Raw genomic sequence first — 24639 nt, forward strand, 5'->3', positions numbered from 1 at the left:
CGTGTCGCCACCGATGCCATTCCCGAACCGGATGCGCAGCAGCTCGAAGGTCAGCCCGCCAAGGAATTGCAGAGCCTGATCCCGATCGGCAATGCCCAGCGTGTCCAGAACCTGGTCTTCCCCGTCGTCATCAAGCCTGATGTCGCTAGCATCGACATCGATGGAACGCGCGTCCCCCTCTCCCCCGGCATGTCCGTCACCGTCGAGGTCAAGACCGGCAGCCGCCGCATCCTCGAATATCTCTACTCGCCCCTTGCTGAAATCGCGTCGGAGGCGATGCAGGAAAGATAAAGCCGGTTACCAGCCGCCGGTCGGCGTGAGGCCTCAAGATCAAAAACCTGAACATACGTGGTTTGAGGCCACAGGAGAAGGCAGGAAGCAGCTATAGGTATTTGGCGCAAGACAATGCGGCTTTCGGGCTCTGACCTGTCGGCGCTGCCGAGAATATGATGAGCGAAAGAGATGTTTACGTTCGGTTCCCGGCACAAGCCCTTAACCGGCTTTCCTGATGTCCTCGAATCTGAGGCCGAAGCGCGCGAGATATTTACTCAGGCGGTCGGCATGTTGCTGCTCTTTTTCCCCAGTCGCGAGATCGCAAACAAGGCTCTGCCCGCCGCGCTTGCCGTCGCATGTTGAGGGCCACCACGCCGGTCAATCCCTGTCAGCTTGCCGGATTGCGCGCCGTGACGATCCACACTGCGCCGTCGATCATCACCGACCGCTCACCGGGGCGGCCCGTAAAGGCGTCACGAACCGCCGCCGAGGCGCGGGCGCGTATGTCGTCTGGCTGATCAGCGAGCGCGCGCGACAGCGGGCCGACCTCGAGGGTCATCTTCACCGCGTCGTCGATTGCCGCGTCCCGCGTCCTCCCCTCGCCGAACGGGATGGAGGCATCGAATGGCGCGATAGCGATATCGGTGAAGCCAGCCGCCGTCAGGATACGCGCAACCCGCCCGCGGTCGCCGAAGGAGAATGGGCCGGGCGCTTCGGGATCGGGCGGCGCGGTCGGCGGGACGATGCCCTTGACCGCGCTCATCGGCAAGCGCACCCAGTCGTTCTCGGCCATGCCGCGCCAGCAGACGAAAGCGACCCGCGCGCCCGGCTTGAGCGCACGGCGCATATGAGCGAACGCCGCCGTAGGATCGTCGAAGAACATCACCCCGAAACGCGAGAACAGGATATCGAACGCGCCCTCGGGCAGCTCGGCGCTGCTGGCGTCAGCCACCTGGAACAGGGCCGGCGTATCCTGCGGCGCTAGTGCGCGCGCTCTGCCGATCAGCGGTTCGGATATGTCCACGCCCAGCACATGGCCCTCCGCGCCGACGCGGGCGGCCAAATCCAGACTAGACGCCCCCGCGCCGCAGCCGACGTCCAGCACGCGCTCACCCGTCGCGGGCGCGGCGGCTTTGATCGCGGCCTGGCCGAACACCGCCAGCATGGCGTCGAGCCGGGCCTGGTGGGCGACCCAGCGCTCCCCGCTTTGGCCATTCCAGTCGGTTACCTGATAAACATTTTTCTCTGCCATGCCATATCCTTGTTCTGATCCATTCTTAACTAGGCTATCTGCCCGCGTGGTCGCTGCCACCGTGCGCGGCGATGAACATGGCGACAGCCGACCGGCAATAGGCTTCAATTTCGTTGTCGTCCTCTGCTCTCGCCTCATCGAAGCGTGCGATAATCAGGAGATCGGATCCTTTGAAAAGCGCGGCAAACAAGCGGGCGGACCGGAGAGGATCGGGCACGTTCAAAGCCGCCTTCGCATGCAACTGACGCAACAGGACCTCGACTTGGGCGATGATATGAGCGGGGCCGGCTTCGTAATGGACCTTGCTCAACGACTTTTGGTTCGGCGTGTCGGCCATGACCATGGCTTCAACACTGCGGACGTCCGGGCGCAGCAGCGTGCGAAGCAGCGATGATCCCACCGCCATGAGCTGATCCTCGGCCGAACCGTCGACGCCTTCAAAAAGGGCCTGTGGTATTAACTGCTGGCAGCGGGCGGCAAACGCCGCGCCAAATAGCGCCTCCTTGTTCTCGAAGTGCCGATAGATGCTGAGCTTGGATATCTTCGCTCGCTGGGCGACCTTATCCAAGGTCGTCGCTTGGAAACCCAACTCCGCAAAGAGTTCGGCGGCGGCGTCGACTATGGTTTGGCCGAGCGCCTCATTGGTTGGCCGGCCGCGCCGGCCTCGACTATTCCCGGTCACGGCAATTATGATCCTTGACAGTATCTTTATTCATGCATTACGATACTATGCAGTATCAAAAATTCCAACAGTGGATTTGTCGTGCCCTCCAATTCAGGTTTCGTCTGGCCGCACAGCGATTTGGAGTGCGCATCGCGGGACGATATTGCGCACCAGGCTCAGCCCGCTCCCCTCCATCGACAACACGGAGCCCATCACCATGGATGACGTCGTCATCATCGGCGGCAGCTTTGCCGGCCTCGCAGCCGCCCTTCAACTCGGCCGTGCCCGCCGCAAGGTTACCGTTCTCGACACCGGCCTGCCGCGCAACCGCTTCGCCGGCCACTCGCATGGTCTGCTCGGACACGATCACAAGCCGCCGCTGGACATCCTGGCCGAGGCGCGGCAGCAGCTGGCGCGTTATCCCACGATCAAGCTGGTCAGTGCCCGGGCTGAAAGTGTCTCCGGCGCAATCGACAACTTCTCCGTCCTCACTGGCGATGGCGAAAGCCTCAAGGCGCGCCGCGTGATCCTGAGCTATGGCATCGCGGATCAGATGCCTGATGTTCCGGGCTTTGCCGAAAGCTGGGGCACCTCCATCGTGCCCTGCCCCTATTGCGACGGCTTTGAAGTCGCCGGCCAGCATTGGGGCCTTGTCTGGTCCGGCCCGCAGTCGCACAATCAGGTCAGGCTGTTCCATGATTGGACCGAGCGGCTGACGGTCTTCGCCGATGGCCACGACATTCCGGCCGATATCCGGGCCGATCTCGCGCGCCGCAACATACCTGTCATCGATGGCCGGATCACTGAAATCGCCGGTCACGGGGGCCATAATTCCACCGTCAAGCTCGATTCCAGTCCCGATGTCGCAGTCGACATCCTGTTCGCGCATCCGCGCAACAAGCCGTCCGCAAGCCTGCATGAATTACTGGGCCTTGCCACAGTCGATACGCCCAGCGGCATCGCGCTCAAGGCCGACGAACGCCGCGAGACTAGCATGCCCGGCATCTACGCCGCCGGCGACCTCGCCAATCCCGGAATGCCCTCGGTCACCACGGCATCATGGCAAGGCGCAATGGCGGGTATCTTCGCCCAGCAGTCGATGCTGGTTTGAGAGCCATATTCCAAGATCTATCCGGCTTTCCTGATGTCCTCGAATCTTAGGCCGAAGCGCGCGAGATATTTACTCAGGCGATCGGCGTCGTTGCTGCTCTTTTTCTCCAGTCGGGACATCGCAAACAGGGCTCTGCCCGCAGCGCTTGCCGTGGCATGTTGACGGCAGGTGTGAAGAACGGTGGCAAGCTGGGCTGTGTCGAAGCGATCGAGGCTGGCAGCAGCCTCCGCACCTAGCACTTCTTCAATGATCAGATCCACCCTGCCGTCGTCACTTGAGCTGCGCCAAAACGCATTCAGCCGCCGGACTTCATCGTCAACGACGTCGGTTGTGATGCGCCCATGCGGCGCAAGGGTCGCCATGCGCGTCACCGACGCCGACAGGTCGCGAAAGTTGGCGCTCCAGACGGCTTGCGGCCCAGTTGCGAAAGTAAGATAGCGGTCGCGTGCTTCCTTGTTGAAGGTCACATTTTCGCCTTCGCGCTCCAGATAGCGCCTGAGCTCGAAGTCGAGATTGGGTTCTATGTCCTCCTTGCGCTCGCGTAGCGCCGGCAGCTGGAAAGTCCAGAGGTTCAGCCGGGCATAGAGATCTTCGCGGAACCTGCCTTTGCGGACATCCTCTCCAAGATCGCGATTGGTGCCGGCAATCAGCTGAAACTCCGCGGATGCTTCCCGATCGGCGCCCACGGGCAGGAATTTCTTTTCCTCGATGGCGCGCAGGCACATGGCCTGTTCGTCAAGACCGAGTTCGCCGATCTCGTCGAGGAACAGCACGCCTTTGTCGGCGGATTTGAGCAGGCCGGCACGCTCGCCGGCAGCGCCGGTAAACGCGCCCTTCACATGGCCGAACAGGGTGGACATGGCTTGGTCGCCGCGGAGCGTCGCGCAGTTGACCTCGATGAACGGACCGCTGACCTTGCGCTGGCTCTTCTTCAACTCGTAGATTCGGCGGGCGAGTTGCGACTTGCCGGCGCCGGTCGGCCCGGTCAGGAGAACGGGCGCCGTCGAGCGGATCACCACCCTTTCGATCTGGTCGATCATTCGGTTGAAGGCGGCGTTGCGCGTCGAAATCCCCGATTTCAGAAAAGAGGCGGCGTCTTCCCGCTCGGAAGCGAAACGCTTGGCGATCTCGTCATAGCGGGAAAGATCGAGGTCGATGATCCGATGCGTGCCGGCAAAATCCTGCTCCGGCTCGCGGTCGCGCGGCGGCGAGAGCTGCAGCAACTGGCCGGGAATGATGCGGGCTTCGGTCAGCAGGAACCAGCAGATCTGTGCGACATGGGTGCCGGTGGTGATGTTGACGAGATAGTCTTCCGTTTCGGGGTCGAAGCTGTAGTTGCGGGCAAAGTCCCTGAGGTTCGTATAGACCTCCGAAAAATCCCAGGGGTCCTTGAAGTTGATGATGTTGCTCCGCACCTCCGTTGCCGGCGCCACGGTTTCGATGTCGGCGACGATGCGGTGACAGAGCGCTTGCGAATGGTTGTCGAGGATCAGTTCCAGCCGGTCGATGAACAGGCCGGGTTGCTGGCAAAGCGCGACATTGGGCCGCCAGCGGCTCCAGCGATTTTCCCATTTCCCCGCATCGAGCGTGGTTCCCAATATGCTGATGGCAACGCGGCGTTTCATCTCTTATCCAAAATTATAAAACAAGATAATTTGCGATAATATAATCGGGATCGGATTTTCGCAATTCATGATTGCGTTCGGCGATGACATAAAAATTCCTCTTTTAAAAACAGATAGATGAACGAAAATTTCGCGGATATCGCCATCTTTTCTGCAAACTGGCACGCGTCTTGAAATGTATCTGGCACGAACCAAACAACAGGTGCTGTCATGGTCAACAAGGCAATCTTCAAAACCTACCTCGGCAAGCTGCTTCCGGGAACGGATACAAAAAATCATGAAGCGGCCCCGGCCTACCGGCTGACGCCGCGTGAGGCGCTGGCGCAATATGCCGTTACCGGCACCTTCAACGGCACCTTCTATGCGGATGGGGCTGAGCAGCTCGATGCGGTAAAGACGCTCGCCCTTGAGGTCGAACCGGAATTTCTCGCCAAGGTGGCTGTTTACGCCGCTGAAAAGGGTCACATGAAGGACATGCCGGTGACGTTGCTCGCCATGCTCTCCAGCCTTCAGAGCGATGCCTTCGCCCGTGCATTTCCGCGGGTGGTGAAGAGCGGCAAGATGCTGCGCGGCTTCGTGCAGGTCATGCGCTCCGGCGCCACGGGTCGCAAGTCGCTCGGCACACGCCCGAAGAAGATGGTGCAGGCGTGGCTCGAACGGGCCAGCACCGAGCAGATCCTGCGTGCGATGGTCGGAAACGATCCTTCGCTCGCCGACGTCATCCGCATGGTGCATCCGAAGCCGGCGACGGAGGAGCGCAAGGCGCTCTATGCCTGGGCGATCGGCAAGCCGCACGACTACGCGGCACTGCCGGAACTCGTCAAGGCACTGGAAGCGTTCCGGCGCGACCAGACGGCGCCAGTGCCTGATGTGCCGTTTCAGATGCTGACCTCGCTGCCGCTGACGCGGGAGCATTGGGTCGAAATCGCCCGCAAGGGCGGCTGGCAGATGGTGCGGCAGAACCTCAACACCTTTGCACGCAACGGCGTGTTCGAGGTCGGGGGTTTTGCCGAGGCGCTGGCGGCGCGGCTTGCCGATCCGGAGGAAATCCGCAAGGCAAAGGTCTTCCCCTATCAGTTGATGATGGCGTGGAAGATGGTCGATGGCCAGGTGCCGGATGTCGTGCGGGATGCGCTGCAGGATGCGATGGATATCGCCATCGCCAACGTGCCGTCCCTGACGGGCAACGTGGTGCTGTGCCCCGACGTGTCGGGGTCCATGGGCTCGCCCGTCACCGGTTACCGGAAGGGCGCGACGTCCTCGGTTCGTTGCATCGATGTCGCCGGTCTGATGACCGCGGCGTTCCTGCAGCGCAACCCGAAGGCGCGGGTGCTGCCGTTCGAGAATGACGTGGTGCATGTCAGCCTCAACAAGCGGGATTCGGTGATGACCAATGCCGGCAAGCTGGCGAAAATCGGTGGCGGCGGAACCAATTGCTCCGCACCGCTGAAGAAGCTGGCAAACGAGAAGGCCAAGGTCGATCTCGTGGTGTTCATCTCGGACAATGAATCCTGGGTGGATGCGCGCGGGAGCGGCCAGCCGACGGCCGTGATGACGGAATGGGCAAGGATCAAGCGGGTCAACCCGGCTGCAAAGCTGGTCTGCCTCGACATCCAGCCCCATGCGACGACACAGGCGCCGACGCGGGAAGATGTGCTCAACATCGGCGGCTTCTCCGATGCCGTCTATGGAGTGATCACGGCTTTCGCGGCCAATAGCAAGGGAGCGGATGGCTGGGTGAAAGCCATCGAGGCGATCGAGCTCTGACGGGGCTCGCAAAAAGCAATACCCCCGCGCCGCCGTGAACGGCGCGGGAGCCGTGACGAATGCCGGATGAAACTACAGATCGTTAATCTCCTGGTCGCGGGTTCGAATCCCGTCGGGTCCTCCAGTTCATGGACCCGTAGCTCAGCGGATAGAGCAGGCTGTTTCACCACACCTCGTCGTCACGGACCAATGGAATGACATGGCGAATGCATGGGAACTACATGGCCGCGGCAGGTTCGAACCCTGCAGGTGATGGTATATCCCTCTGGTAGCGGGAAGTTTCTTTGGTCACTTGTCGCCATGATGGGAATTGCAGTGGCGAATGCCGGACGGAACTACAGCCTCCAAAGTTGGATGGTCTGGCAGGTTCGACTCCTCCTGGGCACACGCTCTCTGGCACGAGCGGGGCCATCCGGTTTCGTCCATCCTCGTCGCCGCTGCATGGCATGCACTATCCCTGTCCCGCAGGGACGGAATAACCCGGCGAATGCCGGCAGGACTACAAGGAAAGAGCGGCCCATCGGATTTCCGGCGGGCAGGTCGGGTGTTCAAATCATCCCGTGCTTCCGAAAGGAGCGCGTAGCTCAGTAAACTGTCCTGCCATATCTCGTCGCCGGGATGATGAAGAAAGCCCTGGGCGAATGCCGTCGGCGACTACAGGGGCCGCATCGCGCCATAACGATGGAATGCGTGCGGTGATAGGTCTCCGGCAATGCTCGTCGCTCAGGCGGTGTGAAGAAAAGCAACGGAACAAGAAGGACTGCAGACGCAGAAAAGACAATGATAGCGGTAATGAGCGGACAGGATTTGATCGACGCCGGAATGAGCCAGGGGAAGTGGTTTCGCCCGGCTCTCGACGCGGCCAATGCGGTTTTGAGCAAGGGCGGCTCCGTGGCGGATGCCCTGGAGGCGGCAAGGAGCTTCCAGCCGGGGCCGACGCTTGCCCTGAGGGCCGACAACGATATCGAGATCTATTCCAACATCCGCGCTGAGAACGCCTTCGAACAGGACAATGTCGAGAAGGTCAATGCGACGATGCGGGCGCTGGTGCGCACACCCGTCGTCCGTTCCGCCGCGATCATGCCGGACGCTTGCCCGGCGGGTCCGGTCGGAACGATCCCGGTCGGTGGTGTGGTGGCGTCGGAAGCGATCCATCCCGGCATGCATTCGGCCGATATCTGCTGCTCCATGGCGATTTCGATCTTCCCCGGCGTGGATCCGAAGTCGCTTCTGGACGCCGTGCATGCCGTGACGCATTTCGGTCCCGGGGGTCGTCCGCGCGGCGCACAGCTCAAGCCTTCCGAGGCGACGCTTTCAGCCTTTCAGCAGAATCCTTATCTGCGTGACGGAGTGCTCAGCGCTAGCATCGAGCATTTCGCGACCCAGGGCGACGGCAATCATTTCGCCTATGTCGGGACGATGAAGTCGACCGGGGAAACCGCGCTTGTGACCCATCATGGATCGCGAGCACCGGGAGCGCGGCTCTACGACAAGGGCATGAAGGTCGCCAACCAGTTTCGGGAACGCATCTCGCCTGAGACGCATAGGGAGAATGCCTGGATTCCGGCGGATACCGAGGAAGGCGATGCCTACTGGTCGGCGCTGCAGACGATCCGCCAGTGGACGAAGGAGAACCACTATGTCCTTCACGACATGGCGGCGGAAAATCTTTCGACCAAGGTCGCGGACCGCTTCTGGAACGAGCATAATTTCGTCTTCCGGAAGTCGGACGGGCTGTTCTACCACGGAAAGGGCGCGACCCCTGCCTTTGACAACTGGGCGCATGACGCGACCGATCTGACCATCATTCCGCTCAATATGGCGGAACCGATCCTGATCGTTCGCGGCTCGAACGCTGCCCATGGCCTCGGCTTCTCGCCGCATGGCGCTGGCCGCAACTTTTCGCGCAGCGCGCATATGAGGCAGTTGTCTGCGGAGTACGGGGCGGATTCGCGGGGGCTCAGCCCGAACAACATCGCGGCCATTCTGGAGAAGGAAACAAGCGGTCTCGACGCGCGGTTCTTCTCCGGTTTCGCCGACGTGTCGGAACTGCCGAGTGCCTACAAGAGTGCTGCGAACGTGCGGGCACAGATCGAGCACTACGGTCTCGCCGAAGTGGTCGACGAAGTGATCCCCTACGGGAGCATCATGGCCGGCGACTGGCAGAAGAACGCGCCCTGGCGCAAAAAGCGTCAGTGAAACATGAGGAAAGGCAACCAGGCTTGCCTTCCCTCGACGCACCATGCCGGACAGACAGTTCCGAGGTCGCGTCCGCCAACAGGCTTCAAGCCGTTGCCCGAATGGCGGGATCAGCCTTCACCCATTCGGGGTGTTCACCGTCCGCTATCTCTTCCATCGCATCGGCGGCAAAGCTCGGCACCACGCCGGTCCAGAGCAGTGCGCCGTCGGAATTGGAGTGGCCGTCACCCTCGAGCTTATAGATGCTCTCGACGATATACTGGCCGTCATTGTTCAGGCCCTTGATCTCGGAAATCTCGATCACCCGGCGTCTGCCGGTGCGCTTGAAGCGGGCGATCTGCACGACGACGTCGACGGCCGAGGCGATCTGGGCCCGCAGCGGCCTGAGCGGCATGTCGATGTCGGACATCAGCGCCAGCGTCTCCAGCCGGTGCAGGGCATCGTAGGGCGTGTTCGCATGCACGGTCGACAGGCTGCCGCTGTGACCGGAGGTCATTGCCTGGATCATATCGAGCGCCTCGCCGCCGCGGCATTCGCCGACGATGATGCGGTCGGGCCGCATGCGCAGGGACGAGCGGAACAGGTCGCGGATGCTGGCGCCGCCGCGGCCGAAGCGGTCGGGCTTCGTCACTTCGAGATAGACCACGTGTTCCTTGCGGATCTGCAGTTCCGACGTGTCCTCGATGACGATGATGCGTTCGTGGTCGGCAAAGGCTTCCGACAGCGCGTTCAGCATCGTCGTCTTGCCGGTGCCGGTGCCGCCCGAGATGATGACATTCTTCTGCAGCCCGACGGCTGCCTGCAGCAGCGACAGCGACTCCTCGGTCAGGCTGCCCTGGGTGACGAGATCGCGGATGCTGCGATGCTCTTTCAGAAAGCGGCGAATGGAGATGCAGAGCCCGGTGCGGGCGGCCGGCGGCTGGATCATCTGCACGCGGGACCCATCCGGCAGACGGGCTTCCACGCTCGGCTCCTCCGGCGTCAGCCGCTTGCCTGAGAATTGCGCGATGCTGCGCGCGGCCGATTCCAGGTCCTCGCGGCTGGCGAAGCGCGTATCGGCGCGTTCGAGCTTGCCTCGCCTTTCGACGAAGATGTCGGAGGTTCCGTTGATCAGGATTTCGGAAACGCTCGGGTCCTCGAGAAGGAAGCGGATCGGTCCCAAGAGTTTGTCCAGCGCCCGGGTCAGGACCTGAAAGGTCGCCTGTTCGGCAGCGTCGTCGGAAACGGCCTTCATCAGAGCGGCATCCCGACAAGAACTGTGCTCATGCCGAACAGTGTCGCCATCATCTGAACGGCGGTCGGAAAGAACATCATCAGTGGAATGAGGACCAATGCAAGTATCAAGACGCTGCTCATCGTTTCCATGGTTCTTTCTCCGGAACGACTGAAGGGCCAAGCCCATGACGTCGGAGAAGCTTAATCCAGATCGTCAAGCAACGCCATGGCCGCGTCATGCGCGAGCGGCCGATATGGCGTTCGCTGGCCGTCTATTCTATCGCTTTGAAAGAATTGACCAATTATGGGGCGGTCGGCGGCAGTTTACAAAGCCCGCGGGTGGCCTCTTATTTACGGAAAATCTGTATATTATTCAGGAGGTTAGTTGCAAATTGCCGCCGTCAACTCTGTTTCATCAAGGGACGCCTCCAAAGCAATTGGAACCCTTCGTTTCGTTTGCTTGACGGAGGGCTGGCCTTGGGCGCACTCTTGGGTCTTAATGGTGTTGCTCAACAAGCGTTGGCCACTGGGGAAGAAAAACCGAAGCAGAAATTATCATTGGAACGAGCAACGTGCTGGTTCGGATCGATAGCGTATTCTTGCTTCATCTTCACCAAGGTCTTCGATCCGAAACAAACCTAGGAACGAGGAATACGCATATGTTTGGAAAACTCAAGACTCTCGCAATTGCACTTCACAAGGACGAACGTGGCGACATGGCCCAGATCGTCCTGGCCGTCGCCCTGATCGTCATCCCGCTGATGCTGCTTCTGCTCGCATTCGGCAAACAGATCGGCGAATGGTTCAACGAAAAGAACACGGCTCTCTCCGACGCCGAGAGAATTCCTGAGCCGGGTCAATAAGCGGGTCCGGTGTCATGGATATGCCCTACGATCTGACCCTGATGCCTGCGGCGGCGGCTCTTGCCGTCGCCTGCGCCATGACCGCGGCGGTGCTCGATCACCGCCGGGGTCACATCCCGAACGCCGTGACCTATCCCTGCCTGCTTGCCGGCTTCATGCTGGCGGCGGCCGGCGGGGGTCTCGCAGGGATCGGTCTTGCCTTTGCAGGCCTCGTTGCGGCCGGCATGATCTTCATCATCGCCTTCGCAGCCGGAAGCTGCGGCGGCGGCGATGTCAAGCTGATGGCGGCGCTCGGCGCCATTCTCGGCCTGTGGCCCGCCATCGACGTGACCCTCGCATCGCTCATGGTCGGCGGCGTCATCGCCGTTTTCTCCATGGCGCGACGGGTTCAGTGGAGCGTGCTGGCCCGAACGGTCGGACTGTTTGCCCTGCTCCTGCCTGCCGGCTTCCGCGATGCCGCTTCCGTGCTGAAGCCGCGCGAAACCCATCATACCGTCCGCTTCGGCGTTGCCGCCGCTCTCGGACTTCTCTGGTGCCTGTTCATGCCTGGTTTCACCCCTCTTTCACTCGTGAGGTAACGGCAATGCGCGCGGAACTCGAACGCCCTCTCTTCGACGGCGCCTTCTGGAGTTCGATCCTGCACTCGCGGACCTTCTGGATCCCCGAGGATCACGGCGCGCTCTTCGGCACCTTCGCGATCGCCATGATCTTGCTTGCCTCGATGCTGCTGCTGCCGCGGCTTTCCGCCCGCCGGCGCCGGATATCGGAGCTGCACGGCGATGTCTCCGGCAGCACGACGATGATGGATTTCGTGCTTGTCACGCCGGTCTTCGTCTTCTTCATGTTCGTGGTCTTCCAGTTCGCGATCCTGGCCAAAAACCACCTCTTCACCCATTATGCCGCCTATGCGGCGGCCCGCAGCGCCCGCGTCTATTTCTGCCCGGCCCTGCCGATCACCATCCACAGCTTCATCGGCCCGAAGACCTGCGATGACGACGCTGCAGCGGGCAAGGCCGATCTCGCCGCCCGTCTGGCGCTGATCCCGGCCGCCCCCTACGACCAGTTGAAATGCGTCGGCGCCTGCCAGCCGCCGGAAGAAGCGCTGAAGGCCCTTGCCGATGCCTCCGGTCTTTCGAAGAACTGGCGGGCGATGCGCAACCAGGCCCGTTACATGTTCGACCCGCAGAACGTTACGGTCACCGTCGACCGCGCCCCGATGGCGTTCTATGCCGCCATCAACCGCTCGCCGCAGGTGCCTGTCACCGCCAAGGTGGAAGCGCGCTTCCTGCTGCTCGAATATGCCGGCTGGGTCTTTGCCCGCGGCCAGAGGAAAGACGGCCGCTACTACACGATCTCGAAGGCGGAGGTGAACCTGCTATGACACCGTCTCTCGTCAAGCGCCTGCACCGCGACGAACGCGGCTTCCTGTCGCCGATCATCCTTTACATGACGATCGCGCTCGCCCTGATGATCGTCTGGATCCTGAACACGGGACAGATGATCTACGACAAGCAGCGCACGCAGGATACCGCCGATGCGGCAGCACTCGTCCATGCCGACTGGGAAGCGCGCTATCTCAACATCATGGCGATGAACAACGTCGCCTCGTCGCAGGCCACCGTCGTCATGGCGACCTCGGTCGCCTTCCAGTTGACCACCGCGGAACTGGCCCTGCGCTCGACCGCCATTCTGGCCAAACTCGCCGAATATTCTTTCACCGAAGGTTTCGGACCGGCCTCGCTGCTGCCGCCGCTGCCGCCGATGCCCTATTGCCCGGGCTGGCAGAAGGTTCCGATCGTCGGCGGCATCATCTACGGTGCCTGCCTGGCGTTCCAGGGGTTCCGAGCAACGGAAGCCAGCCTGGCGATTGCATATACGGTCAAAGCACAGATCGATTATGATCCCTGGGGCCTGATCGTGAAGTCCAGCGACATCATCGACGGCATGAACGATCTCAATGACTACCTCGTCGAGAGCTTTCCGCAGCGGGTCGGCAACGAAGCCCTGCACCTGGTGCGCCTGAACAAATCGGATCACGTCGTTTTCCATCCGCCGTGCGAATCCTGCAACGACGCCGGAGAAGGCGCCGGCGGCAACCTGCCGGTCGATCGCGACGGCATCAATCCCGCTGCGGCCTATACCGAAATGTGCCTGGCGATGAGCAACGGCACGCAAGGGCAGGACCCGCTGCTGATGCGCGGCGAGTTTGCCAACCGCGGCTTCCCCAACGGCAAGGGTCCATTGACCGCGGGCGGCGTCGACGGCAGCCACATCCGCGACTGGGTCAACCACAAGAGCGGCATCGATAATGCGCTGGTGAATTTCTACATCTTCTATGAAGCCTTCGGCCCGGCCTATCTGAGCAAGGTGCCGTTCAAAGCGATTGTCGAACAATATGCCGGCGATCTCAGTTGGTGGCAGGAACTGGCGCTCGATGCCAGCTTCTGGATCGCCGACAAAGTCTTCGGCGTCGGCTTCGGCATCACCAACCCGTTCCAGCTGCCGATCGACGTACCGCCGCGCTACTCGGACTCGCAGACGAAGGACAAGAACGACTTTACCCGCAAGTTCGACATGATCTGGAACCAGGTCTGCGGCCCGGCCGGCGGCGCGATTTCCGTGGCAGGTGCCCCCCTGCCCGTCATCTCCTTACCCAAGCCCTACTGGCTGAAAGGCCGCATCCCCTTCAATTTCACGCCCTTCGGCGGCGAGCAGCTCGACGACTACCAGACGCTGGCGATCGTGTCCCGCGCCCCGCGCGCCAGGCTGCAGATCCGCATCTTCAAGGACAAGACACCGTCGGCCTATGCCCTGGCGCAGAGCTGGGTCCACAACTACACGGCCTTCGACCTCTATACGCAGGACTGGCTCGCATCGCTGGCGCCCGCCACGCTTGCCGACGATATCGGCCAGGTCTCGAACACCATCAAGCAGAGCCCGGCCGCCGACAGTTTCACCGGCCTGACCCGCGTCTTCGACCAGGGAGGAGCCAATGCCTGGGCTGCCGTCAACACACACTGAACATGCCGGCGGCCTGCTGATGCGGCTGCATCGCGACCGGCGCGGTCTCGCCTCGATCGAATTCGTGCTCGCCGCACCTGTTATCCTGCTGATCGTGATCTTCATGATCCATGCGAACAGGATTTCCACCAAGAAGGTGGGCACCATGCTCGCCATGCGCAACTCTGCCTTCGCCGAGGCGAATGGGCTGGACTGCACCTCCGACTTTTCCAATGTCTTCCCGCTCCCGGCCCTGCCGGCACTGCCGGGAGGAGATGCCATCAGTTGCTCGCGCACCCCATCGCATGAAGGCGGCGGCGACCCGCAGCGCACTTTTGTCTGGGACGACGTGCAGAACACGCTGAAGCGCGACGGCCGAGACTTCGGCGATATGGTCGGCGATCTCGCCAATGAAAAGCCGCAGCTCGTCACCGCAACGGCCGACCGCGTCTACAAGTTCAGGGATTCCGATGATCTCGATACGATCAGGAGCATCCGCTGGAAGGACGCCTTCACCGTGGACGACGCGACGCTCTTTGCCTCGCACAACAACGATATCACGCGCCGGGGCTACGATCCGACGCTGCGGCGCGAAATCCGCGATGTCGCCGACGATTCCGGCGATCTCTTCGACGGTGTCTTTCCGGGGGCGAAATAGATGAGACAGGGCGCGCGCATCTCAATCCGTTTCGCTGGCCATTTCGCCGGTATTGCCCTGGTCATCGGGCTCGTTGCCGTGGTGGTGGCCAAGCCGGGCCATGCCGAGGTCTACAAGGATTTCCAGGCGACGCTGAATTCGATGCTGGCCGGCATTCTCGGTGCGCCGGAACGGGCGCCGCGCGATCTCGTCATCAACGGCCAGCCGCTCGAATTCACGCCCTATCAGAGCGACCGCAGCATTTCCGATATCACCGACGAATGGCTGCGGGTACTGGCCGCCAATACCCGGCCGGCCTTGCCGAAAAGCAGCGACAGGCAGGAACTGACCGCCGTCATCGCCGCCAATATGCTGATCGTCCCGAAGGTGAGCCGCATCCGCGACGATCTTGCCGTGGTGGTGCGCTTCTTCGACGGCGACGGCGAGGCGGCCCTCGATTATCTCAAACGCCAGGACCCGAACAATCCTTCGGCAAGAGCGCCGATCCCCGGCGTCTCGATCATGATCCGTCGTCCCGCCGATGCGCCGATGACCGAGGTGCTGATGAGCCGCTTCGACGATGTCGCTTCGACGCTGCCGGCCTTTGCCGCGCCCGCCGATGTCAGCAAGCTGCCGATGTCGCTGCGCCCGCCCGCCGGCGTCGAAGTGCTGAGCGATATCGGCGATCGCGACAAGGGCCATACGTCGCGCACGGTCGTCTCGAAAGGCACGCTCACCGCCTCGCGCTGGTCGGATCAGCGCGCCGATCTTCTGGCCCGCGACGGTTTCACCATCGAGACCCCGCCGGCTCAGCGCGGCAGGGTGATTGCGCTTTACGGCCGGCGCGGCAGCGTCGAAGCCAATGTTCTTTACACCAGCAGCAAGGCCGACGGTCGGACCGTCGAGGTCATTCAAATCAGGCAACCCTTCGTAGGGGGAATAACACCATGAACTGGAAGCTCATTGCCGCTGTCATCGTCGGGCTCATCACCGGCGTTCTGCTGTACTTCTGGACCGAGAGCGTCAAGAACGAGCAGGTGGCCTATGCCTTCATGCGGCTCCAGCCCGACCGCAAGGTGACGAGAGGACAGGCGATCACGCCTGACATGCTCGCCGAACCGGTGATGCTGCCGGAAAGCTTCGGGGCCTTGGCCAAACTCGCGGTACCGGCGGCGAGCGCCTACCGGGAATGGCTGAAGGATCGGACGGCCGCGGCCGACATTCCGGCCGGCTCGGTGCTGCTCTTCCAGTATTTCGACGACAATGACGGCGGGCGCCTGACGACGATGATCGCGCCCGGAAAGCGGGCGCTGACCCTGCCTGTCAACGCCGCTGCTGCGGTCGGCCACTTCGTCGAGCCCGGCAGCTATGTCGATATTCTCGGCACCGTCGATGAGCCGGTCGAGCCGGTTGCACCCCCGGCTGCCACCCAACCGGGAGCGCCTGCCGTTCCCGGTCAGGCACCTGCAGCAGCCGGTCAGCCACAGGCTCCGGCCCAGCCGCCCTCACCGGTCGAGCAGATGCTGAAGAACTACCTGACCCAATATCCAGGCGCCGACGAGAACGACGTCAACGCCTACCGCAAACAGGCGCAGGATTATAAACTCGGCATCAGCTCGCGGACCCGCGTCGTTACCCGCACCTTCCTGCAGAATGTCAAAGTGCTGGCCGTCGGCGCGGCGACGACGGCGGAAGGCGCGGTCACCAAGGCCAACAGCACCTACAACAACGTGACCGTCGAAGTGACGCCGGCCGAAGCCGAGATGCTGATCTTTGCGCTCGGCCAATCGAACGGCAGCCTCAACCTCGTGCTGCGCAATCCGGCCGACAATACCGTCGAGGACCTGCCGAGCATCAACTGGACGCGCATGTGACGGTCGCGGGGGAGTGAGCCATGCTGTTGAAGATTTCCTATGAGGACGGCAGCGGGCGGGAGGTGATCCCGCTTTCGTCGAACGAGACCTATTTCGTCGGCGAAAGCAGCACGCTTTCGCTGCCGGCCGGCGCCGGGGTCGTGCGGCTGCGCGGCAGCCATGTTTCCTCGCCGCAATTCGTGCTGCGCAAATCCGGCCTGGGCTGGTCGGTGCAGCATCATGGCCGCAATCCGACGCGGGTCGACGACCAGCCGCTGAGGGCCGGTACGCCGGTGGCGGTCTCGGCCGGCATGTCGATCTGGGTGCCGAATGTCACGATTGAACTTGTTGAACCAGCGGCGGCTCAGGAAGCGGTGACGCAGTTTCCGGACCAGGAGCGGGTGCTGGCGTTGCAGATGGAGATCCATGAGCGATTGCTAAAAGACACGCAATATGACCGGCTGGTGAAGTCTTCGGATTTCGGGCGCGAGGATACGCGAAACCGCATCCGCGAGCGGCTCGACATGTTCATCAAGGAGGCGCTGGACGCAGCACCGCAGGATCTCGTCATCCTCGTCATCAAGAACGCCGTCTATCGGTGGCTGGCCAAACGCATCGCCCGCACCGGCCGGCGCGACGCCTCGTCGAATGCGGCGAGCCTCGCGCGCGAGGAGCAAGACAATCGCCGGCTCTTCGATGTTGGCAAGGCGCTGATCTCGGCGCTGCAGCTGAAGCTCAATTTCGAATCCACCCGTTCCGACTTCGCCCAGCTCGACACGCGGTTCAGCGCCGCCTTCCAGTCCCGGCAGGCGCTCTTCAATGCGGGCGACCGTTACGAGATCGCCCATATGCATCTGCGCTCCAATATCGAGGAGCTGATGTATCGCTGGGGCACGATCTCGGAGCTGATGGATCTCGACGTCATCTCGGAAATCATGGTGACGCGTTACGACGAGATCTACGTCGAAAAATTCGGCCTGCTGGAACGCTATCCTTTCGCCTTTGCCAATGAGCGGCAGCTGATGAAGGTGATCGAGCGCATCGCCGTCGATTCCAACCGCTCGATCAACGAGAGCGAGGCGATGGCCGACTTCCGCATGCCGGACGGTTCGCGCGTCAACGCCGTCATTCCGCCGTTGGCGGTCAAGGGCGCTTGCCTGACCATCCGCAAATTCGGCGGCAAGTCGCGGCTCGACATCAGCAAGCTGGTGACCGCGGGGGCGCTCAGCGAACCGATGCGCGCCTTCCTCGAAGCGGCGGTGCGTGCCCGCAAGAATATCGTCGTCTCGGGCGGCACCGGCTCCGGCAAGACGACGCTCTTGAACAGCCTGTCACAGTTCATCCCGATCGGCGAGCGCGTCGTTGCCGTCGAGGACACGTCCGAACTGCAGCTCGACGGCATCCATGTCGTCTATCTGCAATCGCGGCCGAAGACGGCCGAATCCGAAACCAGCGTCACCATCCGCGATCTCGTGCGCAATGCGCTGCGCATGCGCCCCGACCGCATCATCGTCGGCGAGTGCCGCGGGGCCGAGGCGATCGACATGCTGCAGGCGATGAACACCGGCCATGCCGGCTCGATGACGACGGCGCATGCCAACACGCCGCAGGACATGATGACCCGCCTGGAGGTGATGGTGCTGCAGGGCCAGAGTTCGCTGCCCGTCATGGCGATCCGCCAGCAGATCGTCGCCGCCGTTGAACTCGTCGTGCAGCTCAACCGCCTGGAAAGCGGCCGGCGCGCGGTGACCGAAATATCCGAGGTGATCGGCATCGATCCGGATACCGGCCTCGTCATCGTCGAGCCGATCTTCCATCTGGTCGGCCGCGCCGGCGGCCAGGCGGTGCATGCCTTTACCGGCTACCTGCCGAGTTTCGTCGCCGAACTCGTCGAGTTCGGGGAAGACGGCGAAATCGAAAAACTCGATATGTTCGTGTAGAGCGGTTCAGCGTTTCACGGACGCCCAGAACCGCTCTAAGTTTTTGTTTTTACGCAATTCTGGACGGAAAACCGCTTCGCACTTTTCCTGGAATTGCTTTGAGGGGGAAGCCATGGATATCAGCATTCTGCAGATCTTTACGGTCGCCCTCGGCGCGGTGACCGCGGGGCTGCTGGTCTGGGGCGCGCCGGTGCGCTGGCCGGCGCCGCTCTTGCGGGCGACCGAACGCGATATCGCGCTTGCCAGCGAGGCGGCCCAGGTCTTCGGGCGCGATGCGGTGCCGCCCTATACGATGATCCTTGCCTACGGCATCACGGCGGTGGTCGTCTTTGCCGTGGTCTCGCTGATCTTCGGGCCGATCTTCGGCATCGTCCTTGCCATCCCGGTCGCCTTCTTCCTGCCCAAGGCGATGATCCGCTATTTCCTGCAGCGCCGCTGGCTGCAGATCGAATCCCAGCTTCCCTATGCCGTCGACCAGATCGTCTCGGCGGTGCGCACCGGCAAGCCGCTCGCCGTCGCCGTCAATGCGGTGGCCGATACCGGCCAGATGCCGTCCTCGCGCGAGTTCGAGCGCATCGCCCGCGAACAAAAGCTCGGCATCGGCCTGGTCGAGGCGCTCGACCGCCACGGCCGCACCGTGCCGAGCCTGCACTTCAAGATGGTCGATGCGGCGCTGGGCCTCTTTGCCCGCCAGGGCGGCGACATATCCGAGCCGCTGACGGAAATGTCGAAATCCTTCAAGGAAATCTGGAAGCTCGACCAGAAGATCAGCACCTCGTCGTCGCAGGCGCGGATGAACTTCCGCGTCGTCAACGGCGGCGCGCTGTTCATGATCCTGATGATCTTCTTCGGTCAGCCGGAGCTGATCGACAAGGTGTTCGGCAACGCCATCGGCATCGTCATCGCGATCGTCGGCGCCATTCTCTATGCCACCGGCTTCTTCTGGATGCGCTCGATGATGAAGGTGTCGGTATGATGTCGCAGATCCCGCTCGCCCTGATCGCCATTGTCTTTGCCGGCATCACCGCGGCGCTCATCGTCTGGTGGATCGGCGATCTGCTCGGCAGCATCCAGGTGGTGCGCCGCTCCCATGGCGGCGATGGGCCGCCGCCCAATATCGTCGACAGCATCGGCATGCGTACGCCGGTCGAATTCGTGCTCGCCCATTTCGAGCCGGTTCTTGCCGATTACGGCGCGCAGCTCGAGCAGAAGCTGATCTATGGCGGCCGCCCGTTCGGCGGGGTGACGGGACGGGAATATATCGCCCTTCTCGTCGTCATGAGCCTGTTCGGCTTCGTCCTGCTCGGCGTGCTGTTCGGCATTGCCAGCGGCAGCATCATCGGCGGGCTGGTGGCCGGGCTGATCCTCGGCCTGATCCCGGCCATCTATTTCTGGGTGGTCGCCGACGACAAGATGCAGGACCGCAAGGAGCGCATTTCACGCGAATTTCCCTATTTCCTCGATCTCGTCGTCATGACCCAGCAGGCGCAGGCGACGCTGCCGGAAAGCCTCAGGCTTTATGCCGAGGCGGCCCCCGGCACTGTGATGAGCGAAGAGATCGACCAGACGCTGAAGGACGTGGCGCTCGGCACCGGCATGGTCGAGGCGCTGCAGCGCCTGGAGCGGCGGATGACCGCCGAAGAGGTGGTGCGGGTCATCCGCGCGGTGATCCAGGGTGAGGTCGAGGGAAGCAACCGCGTCGAGCTGTTGCGCGAACATGCGCGCGACCTGCGCTTCCGCCGCTGGGAGAAAGCCGACCGGGCCAGCGAAAAGCTGAAAGCCAAGATCGTCATGCCGGCGATGATGATCGTCGTGTCGATCCTGCTTCTGGTGTTGGCGCCGGCAATTGTCGAGATGATGTCGAGTGGGATGTTCTGATCATGGCCTTTTCCTTTTTTCGCGGAAACAAACCCAGCCTGCTGCAGACCGGTCCCGGCGGCCAGAGCCGCAGCCATGTGCTCGACCGGGCGGAAATGTCGATCGGCCGCGCCGCCAACGCCGATATCGTCGTCGACGACCCGTTCCTGGCGCCGATCCATGCGCGCATCGAAAAACAGAGCGACGGCGGCTTCATCATCCGCCGCATGGGGCTGAACCCGATTATGCTGCGCGGCGAAGCGCTGCTGCAGACGGCCTCGCTGAAAACCGGCGACAGTTTCCGTCTCGGCAAGGACGTCGAATTCCAGTTTCTGGAAAAGGCCCCCGCCAAGGAGGCGCCGAAGAAGGAGGCCGCCAAGGCGGGCGACACCAAGCCGAAGAAGCCGCTCCTCAAGCAGCCGGCCTTCCTCGCGGGCATGGGGCTCGTCTATCTCGCCATCGTCGGCATCATCGGCTACGCAATCCTTTCCGGCGGCGAGAGCGCCGAGAGCGGCCCGACGGCCGAACGCATCAATGCGGAGGCCGCCCGCATCCCGACCTGCATCAAGAATGCCAGGCGCATGCGCCAGGTTTCCGAGCAAAGCTTCAATGGTGCGGTCGGCGGCCGCGTCGGCCGCGATGGCGAGGCGACCTATGCGGCCCTTTCGCTAGCCGCCGAACCCTCCGACGACGCCGCCCTCGCAAAGGCCGCCGAACCGATCGTCGAGGCCTATAAACGCACGGCGCTCGCGGCCCTTGCCTCGGAAAATCGCGGCAACAACACGCTGGCGCAGAGCCTCTACCAGCAGACCTACGATCTCGTTCCCGACATCAACTGCTCGGCGGCGCGTTTCGCGCTGCAGCGGCGAGCGGCCACGAAGCCGCCGGCGCGGCGGTGAATGCTGGTTCGGTGCAGCTGCTCGTAGCCCACGCGCCAATGACCACTGTCGGCCCATGCGGACTTCACGGCCGCCCATTTCCCGCTACTCAAGAACTCTGTTCTTCCGCCCGAGAGACTGAGATTCTGAAAAAATCGATGGGGTGCGCACAACCTGCTCGAACCCGGTAGCAGTGAAGCTAACCACCCCTACATCAAGCTCAACCCGGTAGTCCCAGCAAACAAACTTTCCGTTCGGCGATAGCTGCCTGTTTTGCCGAGTAATGTCCAGAATCGTGGTGTCACCCTGCATTTGCCAGTCTAGCGACATCTTGAGATCAGAGATGTTCTGAAACTCCAAGGTGCAGGGAGCCACGTCCCATCCTCGCAATTCTGTCTGTGTCCTGTGCCATTTGAAGATGTAATCGATGTCGAAGCTGATCGTGAAATTTGCTTGGGGGAACGTGATCGAGTAGACAGTGGCATCATGCCAACCCATCTCGGCGAAATCCACATCTGAATAGATAGTCCGATAGGTCATTGCTTTTCACCAAAAGAGAAAGGGCTGCTTGGTTTGATAGCAGGACTTCTGCAATGACCGCTACTGGCGCGAAGCCAGCAAGGATTGGGTTTGCAGCGTCGTACGTCCGGCACACTCGCCTCGTCCTTCGAGGCCCCTGCGGGGCACCTCAAGGATGAGGCTCTCTTGAACCCCGGCGCTACGTTCTCCGACCCGCGATTTGTATATGGACCGTCGGACAGGTCAGGCGAGGTTAGGAACGCCTCAACATCCGCAGAGCATCTGGCATCCGCCCGCCGACCCTGCCATAATTGGGTCTCATCGGGGGAGGCAGCATGATGCAGAAGAATGCGCCGGACTTCAGCCTTGCGGGCAAGGTGACTTTGGTGACGGGAGCGAGCCGTGGCATCGGCGGGGCTTGCGCGCTTGCCTGTGCTGCGGCGGGCTCCGATATTGTTTTGGGGGTCCGCGATGTCGCAGCCGCGGGGGATCTGGTTGCCGAAATCGAGGGTGCGGGACGCAAAGTTCTCGCTGTTGAACTGGAGCTTCCCAACAAGGCCCATATCGCGCAAGCCGTCGACGCGGCGTTAGCGGCATTTGGCCGGATCGATGTCCTCGTCAACAATGTCGGCGTGGCGCCCGGCAATCTTGCGGAACTCGTCGAGGAGAAGGACCTTGACGAGATCCTCGATGTCAACATCAAGGGCACTTTTCTGATGACGCAGGCGGTCGGGCGGCAGATGATCAAGCGCAATCAGGGCCGGATCATCAATATCAGCTCCCAGGCCGGCACCGTGGCCCTGCGCGGCGAGGCAATCTATTGCATGAGCAAGGCGGCAATCAATCACCTGACGCGCTGCCTCGCAGCCGAATGGGCAGCCTATAATGTCACCGTAAACACCGTATCGCCGACCTTCATCCACACGGATGGTACGGCCCCTTTTCTATCCGATCCCGCCAATCGCAAAGCGACGCTCGATCATATTCCCCTCGGCCGGATCGGCGAAACCGATGATGTGGTCGGTGCCGTCGTCTTCCTGGCGTCGCCGGCGGCAAGCCTGATCACCGGCGCGAACCTGCTGGTGGACGGTGGGTGGTCGGTCGCCTGAGGCGAAGCACATCAGCGGTAAAGGCGATCCGATGCGGCAGTTAAAGCCTGTCGCGCTTTCAACGATAACACCAAGGTCATAGGGTTGGCGGGCGACGCGACGAACCCATAGCGCTCGTAAAAGGCTTTAGCTTCGTCGGAGACTGCGTGAACCAGAAGGCCGCGAATGCCCATGATATGCGCCGCCTGCCCTGTGCGCAAAACGGCGTCTTGCAACAGCGCGGCTCCGACGCCTTTTCCCTGCCAGTTCCGATCGATAGCAAGACGACCAAGCACCGCCATGGGAACGGGGTCCGGCATATTGCGTCGGATCGTTCCCGGTGCGTGCGAGACCGCAAGCGCCCCCGATGACAGGCAATAGTAGCCGATGACACGCTCGCCCTCGCAGACCACATAGGTTCGCGATGCGCCGCTGACCTGATTGGCCCGCGCGCGGCGGCGCAGCCATTCATCGAGACTATCGTGCCCGCTGTTGAATAGTTGGAGATCGTGCGCTTCGCCGAGAAGCGCCGGCGGTGACAACATCACGGCTGCCAGGGTTTGGGAGCATTCATCAGCCGTTCGAAACCTTCGCCGCTTGGCGGCTGGTCGAGGACGGCCAGATAGTGTTTATAGCTGTCCGGATCGACTTGCACCAATGTCTGGTCGAGAAGCGCGTCTTCGGCGGCGCGGCGCGAGGCGTCGATCATGAAATCCGACCGGGTTTTCCCGTGAGCCTTGGCTGCACGGTCGATCAGGCCGCGAATGTCGTCACGCACCTTCAAATTGACGGCGCGTTTATGGGTATCGGTCGCGTTTTTGCTGGCCATGGTTTTTTCCTTTGAGGTCAGCATACCAAGGCGCATACACAATGTGTATCTATTTTGCGGCGTTGCGGTTCGATTGATTGCGGGTTCTGCTACAAAGCTGGAAGATCGTGGTTCTGCCTAGTGCGACGCTCTCTCGCCGAACAGAAACCCTATTAAAAGAAGGGAACTGAAAGACAGAAGCCAAGCTGTCCATGCGATGGCGGCTGCCTTGCGCAATGGACGAAACTCGTCGGCAACGTAGTACCTGTCGAAGCGGTTGCGCCTGCGTGCTTGCCGTTCCCGCCAGTCAAGGTCATGGTCTTCCGGCTTATCTATCAGACAGCCGGTCTTAATGAGCACCCTGATTATCACCCAAAAAATGACAGCGAAGCTTACGAGACACGCGCCGAAGCAGGTCCCAACTATTAACTTCAAGATGAGCGGTTGACCGGCCATTCCTAGCACTCAAGCTTCTGCGATGCGCAGGGTCTTGCAAACCACCGCCGTTGACGTGCCGTTGACGAAGCCGATGATGGACAAAAACTGAAACCTATCTCGATCGATTATTTTCCTTATATCTTCCTGAAGATATTGGAGGCCTGCCTGCCCCTGAAACAATGCGTTCCATCCCGCATCTACCGACTGCGAAGCCGGCACATTTTCGACGCTCCAGATGAAAATATCGATGACTATCGAATCATCCCAAATTTGCCCGAGGGAAATTTCTTGAACCCCCTCATACGAGAGTTTTACTTCCGTTCCATCAACTCTCCTTAAAGTCAAAAGAAGCCGGCGTCGGTTCACAAACTCCAACGAAATCAATCTAGCATCGTGGGCTCTGGCGCCAAGAAGCATCCCGTCGTCATCGTTTCTCCATGCGATTTCTTTCATTTCCACACTCCTGATGATCACTTATTTGCGCCGCGGGAGATAGGTAGTCGCCGTCTTATGGGTTTCTTGCCGGACCCTATTCTCGTTTTACGGCTCCGGTCCAACCATCACATGATCGCCGCTTCGGGTACTCTTTTCGTCCGGATGCCCCGCATTTCGATCTCGCAGGGATAGCTATCTATCGAGCCGGCTGATGTCG

24 protein-coding genes and 1 pseudogene are annotated in these 24639 nt (G+C 61.7%); 17 read left to right on the plus strand and 8 right to left on the minus strand.

The features are described from left to right. A pseudogene (locus tag GGD57_RS27125) lies at positions 1 to 291 on the plus strand (HlyD family type I secretion periplasmic adaptor subunit); the annotation flags it as partial. 171 nt (positions 292 to 462) lie between these two features. Next, entirely contained in the window at positions 463 to 636 is a 174-nt protein-coding gene (locus GGD57_RS27130; RefSeq protein WP_184473261.1) for a hypothetical protein, read from the plus strand. Positions 637 to 661: 25 nt separating this feature from the next. On the opposite strand, the gene GGD57_RS27135 is transcribed toward GGD57_RS27130, so the two are convergent. Together GGD57_RS27135 and GGD57_RS27140 are read right to left on the minus strand one after the other, a co-directional pair. Next, entirely contained in the window at positions 662 to 1525 is an 864-nt protein-coding gene (locus tag GGD57_RS27135; protein WP_184473262.1) for a class I SAM-dependent methyltransferase, read from the minus strand. Between the two features lie 34 nt (positions 1526 to 1559). Further along, on the minus strand, positions 1560 to 2207 hold the full coding sequence (locus GGD57_RS27140; RefSeq protein WP_184473263.1) for a TetR/AcrR family transcriptional regulator C-terminal domain-containing protein: 648 nt from the start codon (positions 2205 to 2207) through the stop codon (positions 1560 to 1562). Positions 2208 to 2406: 199 nt separating this feature from the next. Between GGD57_RS27140 and GGD57_RS27145 the strand changes: the two genes are divergently transcribed. Continuing rightward, complete coding sequence (locus GGD57_RS27145; RefSeq protein WP_184473264.1) at positions 2407 to 3300, plus strand: NAD(P)/FAD-dependent oxidoreductase; 894 nt, start codon at positions 2407 to 2409, stop codon at positions 3298 to 3300. A gap of 17 nt (positions 3301 to 3317) precedes the next feature. Here the strand turns inward: GGD57_RS27145 and rtcR are convergent, their stop codons facing one another. Further along, positions 3318 to 4925 (minus strand): RNA repair transcriptional activator RtcR, encoded by a 1608-nt coding sequence (gene rtcR / locus GGD57_RS27150; protein ID WP_184473265.1) that lies wholly within the window; start codon positions 4923 to 4925, stop codon positions 3318 to 3320. Between the two features lie 210 nt (positions 4926 to 5135). On the opposite strand from rtcR, the gene GGD57_RS27155 reads away from it, so the two are divergent. Together GGD57_RS27155 and GGD57_RS27160 are read left to right on the plus strand one after the other, a co-directional pair. Next, on the plus strand, positions 5136 to 6692 hold the full coding sequence (locus GGD57_RS27155; RefSeq protein WP_184473266.1) for an RNA-binding protein: 1557 nt from the start codon (positions 5136 to 5138) through the stop codon (positions 6690 to 6692). Between the two features lie 792 nt (positions 6693 to 7484). Continuing rightward, positions 7485 to 8891, plus strand: a complete 1407-nt coding sequence (locus GGD57_RS27160; protein WP_184473267.1) for an RtcB family protein — start codon at positions 7485 to 7487, stop codon at positions 8889 to 8891. Between the two features lie 85 nt (positions 8892 to 8976). Here the strand turns inward: GGD57_RS27160 and GGD57_RS27165 are convergent, their stop codons facing one another. After that, complete coding sequence (locus GGD57_RS27165) at positions 8977 to 10293, minus strand: CpaF family protein (RefSeq protein WP_184473268.1); 1317 nt, start codon at positions 10291 to 10293, stop codon at positions 8977 to 8979. Between the two features lie 472 nt (positions 10294 to 10765). On the opposite strand from GGD57_RS27165, the gene GGD57_RS27170 reads away from it, so the two are divergent. The 11 genes from GGD57_RS27170 (at position 10766) to GGD57_RS27220 (ending at position 21155) form a co-directional block, all read left to right on the plus strand. Further along, positions 10766 to 10969, plus strand: a complete 204-nt coding sequence (locus GGD57_RS27170; RefSeq protein ID WP_018246152.1) for a hypothetical protein — start codon at positions 10766 to 10768, stop codon at positions 10967 to 10969. A gap of 14 nt (positions 10970 to 10983) precedes the next feature. Further along, positions 10984 to 11547, plus strand: coding sequence for an A24 family peptidase (locus GGD57_RS27175; protein ID WP_184473269.1), 564 nt, complete (start codon positions 10984 to 10986; stop codon positions 11545 to 11547). Positions 11548 to 11552: 5 nt separating this feature from the next. After that, the gene (locus GGD57_RS27180; protein WP_184473270.1) at positions 11553 to 12350 is read left to right on the plus strand and encodes a TadE/TadG family type IV pilus assembly protein; all 798 of its coding nucleotides are present in this window, start codon (positions 11553 to 11555) and stop codon (positions 12348 to 12350) included. Beyond that, positions 12347 to 13990 carry a TadE/TadG family type IV pilus assembly protein gene (locus GGD57_RS27185; RefSeq protein ID WP_184473271.1) on the plus strand — a complete coding sequence of 548 codons (1644 nt, stop codon included), beginning with the start codon at positions 12347 to 12349 and terminating at the stop codon, positions 13988 to 13990. The genes GGD57_RS27180 and GGD57_RS27185 overlap by 4 nt, the downstream gene beginning before the upstream one ends. Then, a complete protein-coding gene (locus GGD57_RS27190; protein WP_184473272.1) occupies positions 13962 to 14627 on the plus strand; it encodes a TadE/TadG family type IV pilus assembly protein in 666 nt (221 codons plus the stop codon). The genes GGD57_RS27185 and GGD57_RS27190 overlap by 29 nt, the downstream gene beginning before the upstream one ends. Further along, on the plus strand, positions 14628 to 15557 hold the full coding sequence (locus GGD57_RS27195; RefSeq protein ID WP_184473273.1) for a hypothetical protein: 930 nt from the start codon (positions 14628 to 14630) through the stop codon (positions 15555 to 15557). It begins immediately after the preceding gene. Further along, positions 15554 to 16480, plus strand: a complete 927-nt coding sequence (gene cpaB / locus GGD57_RS27200) for a Flp pilus assembly protein CpaB (protein ID WP_184473274.1) — start codon at positions 15554 to 15556, stop codon at positions 16478 to 16480. Before GGD57_RS27195 ends, cpaB begins: the two co-directional genes overlap by 4 nt. Positions 16481 to 16500: 20 nt before the next feature. Further along, positions 16501 to 18399: an ATPase, T2SS/T4P/T4SS family gene (locus GGD57_RS27205; protein WP_184473275.1), complete on the plus strand. Its 1899-nt coding sequence runs from the start codon at positions 16501 to 16503 to the stop codon at positions 18397 to 18399. A gap of 112 nt (positions 18400 to 18511) precedes the next feature. Continuing rightward, positions 18512 to 19375 carry a type II secretion system F family protein gene (locus GGD57_RS27210; protein ID WP_184473276.1) on the plus strand — a complete coding sequence of 288 codons (864 nt, stop codon included), beginning with the start codon at positions 18512 to 18514 and terminating at the stop codon, positions 19373 to 19375. Next, a complete protein-coding gene (locus GGD57_RS27215) occupies positions 19372 to 20277 on the plus strand; it encodes a type II secretion system F family protein (protein WP_184473277.1) in 906 nt (301 codons plus the stop codon). Before GGD57_RS27210 ends, GGD57_RS27215 begins: the two co-directional genes overlap by 4 nt. 2 nt (positions 20278 to 20279) lie before the next feature. Continuing rightward, entirely contained in the window at positions 20280 to 21155 is an 876-nt protein-coding gene (locus GGD57_RS27220) for an FHA domain-containing protein (RefSeq protein WP_184473278.1), read from the plus strand. An 84-nt stretch (positions 21156 to 21239) separates the two neighbouring features. On the opposite strand, the gene GGD57_RS27225 is transcribed toward GGD57_RS27220, so the two are convergent. After that, positions 21240 to 21674 carry a hypothetical protein gene (locus GGD57_RS27225; RefSeq protein ID WP_184473279.1) on the minus strand — a complete coding sequence of 145 codons (435 nt, stop codon included), beginning with the start codon at positions 21672 to 21674 and terminating at the stop codon, positions 21240 to 21242. A 317-nt stretch (positions 21675 to 21991) separates the two neighbouring features. On the opposite strand from GGD57_RS27225, the gene GGD57_RS27230 reads away from it, so the two are divergent. Then, positions 21992 to 22762, plus strand: coding sequence for an SDR family NAD(P)-dependent oxidoreductase (locus tag GGD57_RS27230; protein WP_184473306.1), 771 nt, complete (start codon positions 21992 to 21994; stop codon positions 22760 to 22762). Between the two features lie 11 nt (positions 22763 to 22773). Here GGD57_RS27230 and GGD57_RS27235 read toward each other — a convergent pair whose 3' ends face one another. From GGD57_RS27235 to GGD57_RS27245, 3 genes are all read right to left on the minus strand, one after another. Further along, positions 22774 to 23286 (minus strand): GNAT family N-acetyltransferase, encoded by a 513-nt coding sequence (locus GGD57_RS27235; RefSeq protein ID WP_184473280.1) that lies wholly within the window; start codon positions 23284 to 23286, stop codon positions 22774 to 22776. Beyond that, positions 23286 to 23570: a DUF1778 domain-containing protein gene (locus GGD57_RS27240; protein ID WP_184473281.1), complete on the minus strand. Its 285-nt coding sequence runs from the start codon at positions 23568 to 23570 to the stop codon at positions 23286 to 23288. Before GGD57_RS27240 ends, GGD57_RS27235 begins: the two co-directional genes overlap by 1 nt. A 444-nt stretch (positions 23571 to 24014) precedes the next feature. Continuing rightward, positions 24015 to 24440 (minus strand): hypothetical protein, encoded by a 426-nt coding sequence (locus GGD57_RS27245; protein WP_184473282.1) that lies wholly within the window; start codon positions 24438 to 24440, stop codon positions 24015 to 24017. Positions 24441 to 24639 lie beyond the last annotated feature (199 nt).

Origin of the sequence: Rhizobium esperanzae (assembly GCF_014197615.1) — a bacterium.
Taxonomy (GTDB): Bacteria; Pseudomonadota; Alphaproteobacteria; order Rhizobiales; family Rhizobiaceae; genus Rhizobium; species Rhizobium esperanzae_A.

What these genes read in the sequence shown, in the direction of transcription:
- GGD57_RS27230 (WP_184473306.1), top strand. Translation starts at nt 21,992, where the DNA reads ATGCAGAAGAATGCGCCGGACTTCAGCCTTGCGGGCAAGGTGACTTTG.
- GGD57_RS27155 (WP_184473266.1), top strand. Translation starts at nt 5,136, where the DNA reads ATGGTCAACAAGGCAATCTTCAAAACCTACCTCGGCAAGCTGCTTCCG.
- GGD57_RS27240 (WP_184473281.1), bottom strand. Translation starts at nt 23,570, where the DNA reads ATGGCCAGCAAAAACGCGACCGATACCCATAAACGCGCCGTCAATTTG.
- GGD57_RS27170 (WP_018246152.1), top strand. Translation starts at nt 10,766, where the DNA reads ATGTTTGGAAAACTCAAGACTCTCGCAATTGCACTTCACAAGGACGAA.
- GGD57_RS27135 (WP_184473262.1), bottom strand. Translation starts at nt 1,525, where the DNA reads ATGGCAGAGAAAAATGTTTATCAGGTAACCGACTGGAATGGCCAAAGC.
- GGD57_RS27180 (WP_184473270.1), top strand. Translation starts at nt 11,553, where the DNA reads ATGCGCGCGGAACTCGAACGCCCTCTCTTCGACGGCGCCTTCTGGAGT.
- GGD57_RS27185 (WP_184473271.1), top strand. Translation starts at nt 12,347, where the DNA reads ATGACACCGTCTCTCGTCAAGCGCCTGCACCGCGACGAACGCGGCTTC.
- GGD57_RS27245 (WP_184473282.1), bottom strand. Translation starts at nt 24,440, where the DNA reads ATGAAAGAAATCGCATGGAGAAACGATGACGACGGGATGCTTCTTGGC.
- GGD57_RS27165 (WP_184473268.1), bottom strand. Translation starts at nt 10,293, where the DNA reads ATGGGCTTGGCCCTTCAGTCGTTCCGGAGAAAGAACCATGGAAACGAT.
- cpaB (WP_184473274.1), top strand. Translation starts at nt 15,554, where the DNA reads ATGAACTGGAAGCTCATTGCCGCTGTCATCGTCGGGCTCATCACCGGC.
- GGD57_RS27160 (WP_184473267.1), top strand. Translation starts at nt 7,485, where the DNA reads ATGAGCGGACAGGATTTGATCGACGCCGGAATGAGCCAGGGGAAGTGG.
- GGD57_RS27210 (WP_184473276.1), top strand. Translation starts at nt 18,512, where the DNA reads ATGGATATCAGCATTCTGCAGATCTTTACGGTCGCCCTCGGCGCGGTG.
- GGD57_RS27195 (WP_184473273.1), top strand. Translation starts at nt 14,628, where the DNA reads ATGAGACAGGGCGCGCGCATCTCAATCCGTTTCGCTGGCCATTTCGCC.
- GGD57_RS27175 (WP_184473269.1), top strand. Translation starts at nt 10,984, where the DNA reads ATGGATATGCCCTACGATCTGACCCTGATGCCTGCGGCGGCGGCTCTT.
- GGD57_RS27225 (WP_184473279.1), bottom strand. Translation starts at nt 21,674, where the DNA reads ATGACCTATCGGACTATCTATTCAGATGTGGATTTCGCCGAGATGGGT.
- GGD57_RS27205 (WP_184473275.1), top strand. Translation starts at nt 16,501, where the DNA reads ATGCTGTTGAAGATTTCCTATGAGGACGGCAGCGGGCGGGAGGTGATC.
- GGD57_RS27215 (WP_184473277.1), top strand. Translation starts at nt 19,372, where the DNA reads ATGATGTCGCAGATCCCGCTCGCCCTGATCGCCATTGTCTTTGCCGGC.
- rtcR (WP_184473265.1), bottom strand. Translation starts at nt 4,925, where the DNA reads ATGAAACGCCGCGTTGCCATCAGCATATTGGGAACCACGCTCGATGCG.
- GGD57_RS27130 (WP_184473261.1), top strand. Translation starts at nt 463, where the DNA reads ATGTTTACGTTCGGTTCCCGGCACAAGCCCTTAACCGGCTTTCCTGAT.
- GGD57_RS27220 (WP_184473278.1), top strand. Translation starts at nt 20,280, where the DNA reads ATGGCCTTTTCCTTTTTTCGCGGAAACAAACCCAGCCTGCTGCAGACC.
- GGD57_RS27145 (WP_184473264.1), top strand. Translation starts at nt 2,407, where the DNA reads ATGGATGACGTCGTCATCATCGGCGGCAGCTTTGCCGGCCTCGCAGCC.
- GGD57_RS27190 (WP_184473272.1), top strand. Translation starts at nt 13,962, where the DNA reads ATGCCTGGGCTGCCGTCAACACACACTGAACATGCCGGCGGCCTGCTG.
- GGD57_RS27235 (WP_184473280.1), bottom strand. Translation starts at nt 23,286, where the DNA reads ATGTTGTCACCGCCGGCGCTTCTCGGCGAAGCGCACGATCTCCAACTA.